Annotated in this window: 8 protein-coding genes and 1 pseudogene; 4 read left to right on the top strand and 5 right to left on the bottom strand. The window is 38.4% G+C overall.

Annotated features, from left to right (window positions below):
• A pseudogene (locus JMY09_RS14885) lies at positions 1 to 128 on the top strand (IS3 family transposase); the annotation flags it as partial.
• Between the two features lie 460 nt (positions 129 to 588).
• On the opposite strand, the gene JMY09_RS14085 reads toward JMY09_RS14885, so the two are convergent.
• Complete coding sequence (locus JMY09_RS14085) at positions 589 to 1,035, bottom strand: hypothetical protein (RefSeq protein ID WP_025651568.1); 447 nt, start codon at positions 1,033 to 1,035, stop codon at positions 589 to 591.
• A 253-nt stretch (positions 1,036 to 1,288) separates the two neighbouring features.
• Between JMY09_RS14085 and JMY09_RS14080 the strand changes: the two genes are divergently transcribed.
• Both JMY09_RS14080 and JMY09_RS14075 read left to right on the top strand, forming a co-directional pair.
• Positions 1,289 to 1,708, top strand: coding sequence for a PPC domain-containing protein (locus JMY09_RS14080; protein ID WP_062846051.1), 420 nt, complete (start codon positions 1,289 to 1,291; stop codon positions 1,706 to 1,708).
• 477 nt (positions 1,709 to 2,185) lie between these two features.
• The gene (locus JMY09_RS14075; RefSeq protein ID WP_201624566.1) at positions 2,186 to 3,769 is read left to right on the top strand and encodes a Fic family protein; all 1,584 of its coding nucleotides are present in this window, start codon (positions 2,186 to 2,188) and stop codon (positions 3,767 to 3,769) included.
• Between the two features lie 210 nt (positions 3,770 to 3,979).
• Here the strand turns inward: JMY09_RS14075 and JMY09_RS14070 are convergent, their stop codons facing one another.
• The 3 genes from JMY09_RS14070 to JMY09_RS14065 all read right to left on the bottom strand — a co-directional run bounded on the left by JMY09_RS14070 (position 3,980) and on the right by JMY09_RS14065 (position 5,110).
• Positions 3,980 to 4,423 carry a recombinase family protein gene (locus tag JMY09_RS14070; protein ID WP_227677378.1) on the bottom strand — a complete coding sequence of 148 codons (444 nt, stop codon included), beginning with the start codon at positions 4,421 to 4,423 and terminating at the stop codon, positions 3,980 to 3,982.
• A gap of 15 nt (positions 4,424 to 4,438) precedes the next feature.
• Entirely contained in the window at positions 4,439 to 4,573 is a 135-nt protein-coding gene (locus JMY09_RS14745; protein WP_264298306.1) for a hypothetical protein, read from the bottom strand.
• 93 nt (positions 4,574 to 4,666) lie between these two features.
• Complete coding sequence (locus JMY09_RS14065; RefSeq protein WP_201624564.1) at positions 4,667 to 5,110, bottom strand: hypothetical protein; 444 nt, start codon at positions 5,108 to 5,110, stop codon at positions 4,667 to 4,669.
• Positions 5,111 to 5,147: 37 nt separating this feature from the next.
• Here JMY09_RS14065 and JMY09_RS14060 point away from each other — a divergent pair, with 37 nt between their 5' ends.
• On the top strand, positions 5,148 to 5,393 hold the full coding sequence (locus JMY09_RS14060; protein ID WP_227677380.1) for a transposase: 246 nt from the start codon (positions 5,148 to 5,150) through the stop codon (positions 5,391 to 5,393).
• 154 nt (positions 5,394 to 5,547) lie between these two features.
• On the opposite strand, the gene JMY09_RS14055 is transcribed toward JMY09_RS14060, so the two are convergent.
• On the bottom strand, positions 5,548 to 6,278 hold a 731-nt coding region (locus tag JMY09_RS14055; protein ID WP_227677376.1), incomplete at its 5' end, for a LysR substrate-binding domain-containing protein.

Raw genomic sequence — 6,278 nt, 5'->3', positions numbered from 1 at the left:
TAATCGTATGAACATCGATATGGTGATGGCAGCGTTAAATCAAGCCATTGCAGACAGAAACAACCCAAAAGACGTTATTCATCGTAGTGATAGAGGCGTTCAGTATTTATCTATTCGTTATACTGATCAGATGGCTGATTCTGGCGTTATTACCTTTGTTGGAACGCGGGTAATTCATGTGATAATGCATAGTACGATTGGTTATGTATCACCTTTTGAGTTTGAAAAGCAATATTATGATCGTCTTAATGAGTCAGGCAAAGTTGCCTGACTCATTAAGACGCTCTCCGATATAGTCGGGGCGGTTCAGATAGCCAACTGGTTTAATATTATTCCGGTATATATGGGGTTAAAAAACGCACTAAGGCAGTGATTATTAAGAGTATTAGAAGAAGGTGTTGATATTTTATAAATCGTTCTGGGATAAATAAACACAGCACAGATACTATAAAAATTCCTATAATTTCAATCAAATTAGATAGACTTTGAGAGCCAAATCCTAACCCAGTTAATACGACCCACAAAAATGATGGTAAGAATACTAGGCTAAATTTTTTCAATGGTTTATTCATAGGTTAGGCTTATCTTCTATGTGGGCGCAATTTCTATTGCACCGGCAACGGCACAACCCTGATATACTTCGCCTGCGTAAGTTAATATTGCAGTAAGTTCATTTTGATAGCCATTGTCATCGATACAAAGGTTATTTTTTATATTCACAACAATAGGCTGTCCATTGATAGTACTCGCGTATTCGACACCTTCAGTATTGACAGAACCAGAACCCACCACGATAACTGTTGCTGTCGTTGGCTTTAAGAAATTCGCCTCTATACTTAGCTCATTTCCTTCAATCACTATTCGCCAAATTTTTTCTTTAGCGGTGTTTCCAAAAGCAGTAAATGCCGCTGACGCTACCGGCACTTCTATTGTAGGCTGCTTACTCAGATCCGTGGTGTCGGCACGATGGTTATTACAAGCCACTAGAGCTAAGCTGCCCGTTAAGCACATTGTCGTTAGAAGTAAAGAACGCATAATTTTTCCTTTAAATATAATAAGAGAACACCACTATTTAGCAGTGTTCTCTTTGTTTAGGTGATGAAATTCAGGTTTTTACTACCATAAGTAGGTTTACGGTAGAACTAGAAGTTAGGGTCGTTACAGGTGGCCTTATTCAGTAACTTACCAACGTACTCTCTATATTAGTAATACTAATATAACATATCTATAAAGGTTGACAGTGTGGAGTAAGATAAAATCGTTTTTTTACTGTTTGAGTGTTTAAAATATGAAAAACTTAACTGCTGCTATTCTAATTGCGCTTCCTGTTCTAATGGTAAGTCCTACAGTAATGGCCGCATCTTCAGATGCAGTGGCTAAAACTGTTGATGTTCAATTTAAAAAAGGCGCTAGTTCAGCTAACTATTATGGGAAATTAAAGGGTAGTAAGTACGATTCCTATACATTTTATGCCAAAAAGAACCAAAAGCTTTCTGTTAAAACAACGGGAGGGAATGTAGATTCTTATTTATTTAATAAGAATTTATCAGATTCTGTCAATGTAGGAGAATATTCCTCTGAACTAGATAACCAAGGTTATTACAAGCTTCCATATTCAGGTAAATATGAATTGCGTATTCTTCAGCCACGTTCTCAAGCTTCTAAAGGAAAAACACCTCCATATTGGCTAGAATTATCTATTCTATAGGTATATAAGCTTAATAATGGAGAGCATCCTATATTCTGTGTAAGTATTTAATCTAAACGTCAGTTACACAGAATCTGGGATGGTCTCAATTATGGATGATAAAAAATTTCTCTTACAATCATTATGGATAATCGGTCTAATTCTGTTATTAGCAATCCTTCTTTCGATTAGGTTTGCCAAAATGTTGTAATGCTTATAATTGCTGTATTTTTTTGATAAGTATTGATGTGGGGGATTACCGCATTATTTACAGAAATGGGTACTCTATTACTACGTAGCTATGTTAAGAACGGTGTATTTACCTCATTCAATTTGAACTCATTATATCCACTCAATACGCCTTTTGATCTTTATTTACAGGTATCACAACGTCATATAAAAATCGATTTAATGCAGTAAGGCTTGATAATAACCATTATCTTGCATTCATAATCGCTTTTCTGCAAAATGGCTTATCTATAATCGCTTGAGCCACTCATGATAAACACCCCTACCTCAGACCCTATTGGCGCAGCATGGCTTATCCGTTATGCCCGCATCGAGCTGGTTTCGCCTTTATATGTCAGCAGTAGTATCGGTGGGCGCAGACAAACCTATAAAGACGGTGACGTCATTCATAACGCTTATCAGGAAACCGCGCGTCCTCTGGACACAATCATTGCGCATTTACAGTTTCACATGCGTCATGAAGTACTGAATTTAGAGTTACTGGTTCGTCTATTTGAGCAGGTAGGTGCTGATGACGTACAAGCATGGGTAAACGCTGAGCCGACAGGCAGCTATGCCCGTAGAATGGCTTTCTTATATGAATGGCTCATGGATAAGCGTTTAGAGGTACCAAGTAATATAGGTGGTAACTATGTGGATACTTTAGATGCTAAGAAATTGGTTACTTCAAGTCCTTCGCAGGTCATCAAGAACGCTCGCTGGCGTATCAATGACAACCTAGCAGGAACCCGTCATTTCTGTCCGATGCTGGTGAAAACAGAGGCCTTTACGCAAGCAGCTGCACTCGATATTGCCATGATGGTTGACAAACTTAACGATGAATTTGGGCAAGACTTACTGATGCGCGCCTCCGTATGGATGACCCTACGAGAAAGTAAAGCCAGCTTTACTATAGAAGGTGAGGGAAAAGAGTTAAAACGTATTGAACGTTTTGCCGATGTGATGGCACGACGTACCGGCACCGGTGACATTCCGCTTGATCCTGAATCACTGGCAGAGTTGCAACAAGAGATACTCGGCAGCAAAACGGTTATCCAGCAGTATGGTGTCCGTCAATCACCAGTTTTTGTGTCGCATACTCAGGTGAATGGCTTTAAAGAAATTGGGCACTATATCGCTCCACCTGCTGATGACATTGCTAATAAGCTAGAAGGGTTACAGGTATTTATGGAAAAGACTGAGGGACAGTCAGCACTGATGCGTAGTGCTGTTGTCTCCTTTGCCTTTGTGTATATTCATCCATTAGCGGATGGCAATGGCCGCGTACATCGCTTTTTGATTAATGATGTCCTCCGACGAGACCAAATCATTCATGAGCCGATTATCCTACCTATATCACAAGCCATTGCTGAGCATCCTTCAGACCGTCATGCCTATGATAAGATTTTAGACCGTGTCTCTGTGCCGCTTATGAAGCAAATGCGTGATCATTACAGCTTTGATAAACAGGCGATTACTTACCCTGATGGTATTCGCTCAAACTTAAATTTTGGAAATACTCACCTGATTCAACCTGCATGGCGCTTCATGGATCTAACGCCTCACGTTCAGTACTTATCAGGACTGATTGCTCATGTTATTGAAAAAGAGATGCATAACGAGTCACATTACCTAAGAAAGCATGACCATGCACGACTGGCGATAAAAGAGATTGTTGAGATGCCCAACAGCTATGCCGATAGAATCATTCGCAGCATGCTACAAAATAAGGGTGTTAAAAGTAATAAGCTACTGAAGGATTATCCGTTTTTGGCAAATGATGAGGTTTGGGACGATATTTTCTCTGTCGTTGTAGAGACCTTTAAAGATGAAGCAGATGGTTTGAATAGTTAGAACAAATCCTGCTATACGCAGGAAAGTCTGCCTTGATAATCAAGCTCAAGCTAGTATTTGTGTCATCGTTGCAATAATGATTCGTTTATAAAAGATTCGGCTAAAATACTGTAACCTGAAACGTAATCAATATTTTTCTTACTTAAACAGAATATATCAGAGGAACTCTAATAACAGACCATTTTTATTTGACAAGGTTATTACAGATCCTCAAAATAATTTTGAGTATTTGAGTATTTGAGTATTTGAGTATTTGAGTATTTGAGTATTTGAGTATTTGAGTATTTGAGTATTTGAGTATTTGAGTATTTGCTTAGCTGTAACAGCTATCAACTGACGCGAGCACTTAGCCGTAGCTTGCATTTCAGTATAGCTATGTCCAGATTTTAGGAGGTTAGCGATAATCTTACGTTTCTCGGAATCTTTCATACGTCCTGAATACTTATCTTCTGTATTAGCACGAGCAATACCTTGCATCTGACGGTTACGCCGATCTTCATAGTCCTTTCTAATAGCAGCGAGCATATCAAGTAACATTGAATTGATGGCTTGCAACACGCTACTCATAAATTCAGTGCTATTCTCAGATTGAAGCGCCATATGTGAGGTCGGCAGCTCTTTTGATACTACTGCCAACTTTTTCTCTGATAGCATTCTTTTGAGAGTAACCTAATCAGCTTGTTTCAAACGTGCTAAGCGGTCAAACTGCTCAACCAAAATCACATCGCCTTCGTGGGTTTGAAAAATGAGATAGTGTATCGCCAAGATAGGTGTAGTTTGATTTTTACTGTCAGGCTGCGTCACTAAAATCCGCGAAGTTTGTTACTACGGATTTGATAGTAGAGATCAGATGGATTGACCATCAGTTCGTCATACACAAAGAGTTGTGCCACAAGTCTACAACCCTCCATTATTATTTTCAGAGTGAAGACTTACCTGAGAGCTACCTTCTTGATGCTCATCTTTATTCTCTTTAAGGTTGGTCCGGCTCTCGTTATTTTGTTTTGTTCTAATACCATTCAATTCAAGGGTCGCTGCAAAAGCATGCTTATCAGGCATACTAATATGGTTTTCATTTTCTAATGGCCTATCTCTTTCAGATAAATGAGCAACTGATAACAGTTGATCGTCTTTTTGCTGGTCTTTAGTATTGAAAGTATCTACTAGAAGATATAAAGAGACTGGAATTAAAAAAATTGCTATTATTATTCTTTTGGTGAGCGCCTTGTTAGGACGAGACTTCCATTTATACAGTGGTGCCAATAACATGAGTACGCAAATAATGGCTAGTAAAAAATTAAAGAAGGAGTCTGCGATGGAATTAAATACATTAGCAATCATAATCTAATCCTTATGCATTACTTAACTATATAACGTTATTCCAAAGCTTGATCACAAATGTGTCATCGTCATGGACAATGCCAGATTTCATAAGAACAAACGTATCAAAAAGCTATTAAACCGACACGGTCACCGTATACTCTGGCTACCGCCTTACAGTCCTGATCTAAATCCTATTGAACACAAATGGGCTGAGGTAAAAAAGCTCAGGCAGGGCTGGGGTGAGAATGATCTAAATCATTTATTCAGCAATGTCTGCTGTTACAACTTTAAGTTGGATTGACTATATCTTATTTAAGATCAGATAAAATAAATGACTATTTATTGAGGATATGAGTCTTTATGAATTGTTGATCGGGATTTTCTAAATCATCATTTTAAACCCCTATAACAAATCATAATTTGATCTTTTGATAACAAATAAGGTAAAGATTTTTTTAATTACATTGGGATTTCAGCCATTCGCTTAATTTAATAATATCATCCTGATTATTCTTTAATTCCTTGCAAACGAAGTAAAATTGGTCCCCTGTTAGAAATTCGTGCATTGGAATTCTAACGATATTTTGTTTATAAGCGTCATCCTGCATCATATAATTATTGGTAAGAGTAATGCCCAGATTGTACCTTGCGGCTTCTATCGCTAGTAGTACATGACTAAAATGATTTATCTTTATATCGCTTGGCAATTCAAATCCGCCTGCCTTACACCACCGCAGCCAATCCTCTGCTGTATTCACGCTTGTATCTGCATATCTCACAGACAATATTGGATGCCGCCACAATGCGTCAGGAAGGGGTTTATCTCTTATTTTCTCCCAAAGCTTTTGACCACACACAGGATATAAAGTTTCAGTAAATAAAAACTTACTGATGAAAGCATGTGGAGGAGGATCGACGGTGATATAACAATCGGCCCTTTGCTCATTATAATCAGAGGGATGATTAACCATATCTAAAGTGAGTTCTATTTCTGGATACTGTCTATAGAAGTCTTCTAGTCGAGGAATCAACCAATTCACTGCGACTGAACTGTACAGAGCTAAGCGTATATGCCCAGGTTTTCCATGTTTAATAATCTGACTACTATCTGAAAGTAGACCCAATGCGCCACTCACATCTGTGAAATAACGCTCACCAACCTCTGTCAACGAAAGGGTCCGGCCTT

Source organism: Psychrobacter urativorans (assembly GCF_904846695.1).
In the GTDB taxonomy this organism is placed as follows: Bacteria; Pseudomonadota; Gammaproteobacteria; order Pseudomonadales; family Moraxellaceae; genus Psychrobacter; species Psychrobacter urativorans.
This window is presented reverse-complemented; position numbering and strand designations above follow the sequence as displayed.

Excerpts from the sequence above, each read along its gene's own strand:
- JMY09_RS14085 (WP_025651568.1), bottom strand. The coding sequence starts at position 1,035 with ATGCGTTCTTTACTTCTAACGACAATGTGCTTAACGGGCAGCTTAGCT.
- JMY09_RS14080 (WP_062846051.1), top strand. The coding sequence starts at position 1,289 with ATGAAAAACTTAACTGCTGCTATTCTAATTGCGCTTCCTGTTCTAATG.
- JMY09_RS14075 (WP_201624566.1), top strand. The coding sequence starts at position 2,186 with ATGATAAACACCCCTACCTCAGACCCTATTGGCGCAGCATGGCTTATC.
- JMY09_RS14070 (WP_227677378.1), bottom strand. The coding sequence starts at position 4,423 with ATGCTATCAGAGAAAAAGTTGGCAGTAGTATCAAAAGAGCTGCCGACC.
- JMY09_RS14065 (WP_201624564.1), bottom strand. The coding sequence starts at position 5,110 with ATGATTGCTAATGTATTTAATTCCATCGCAGACTCCTTCTTTAATTTT.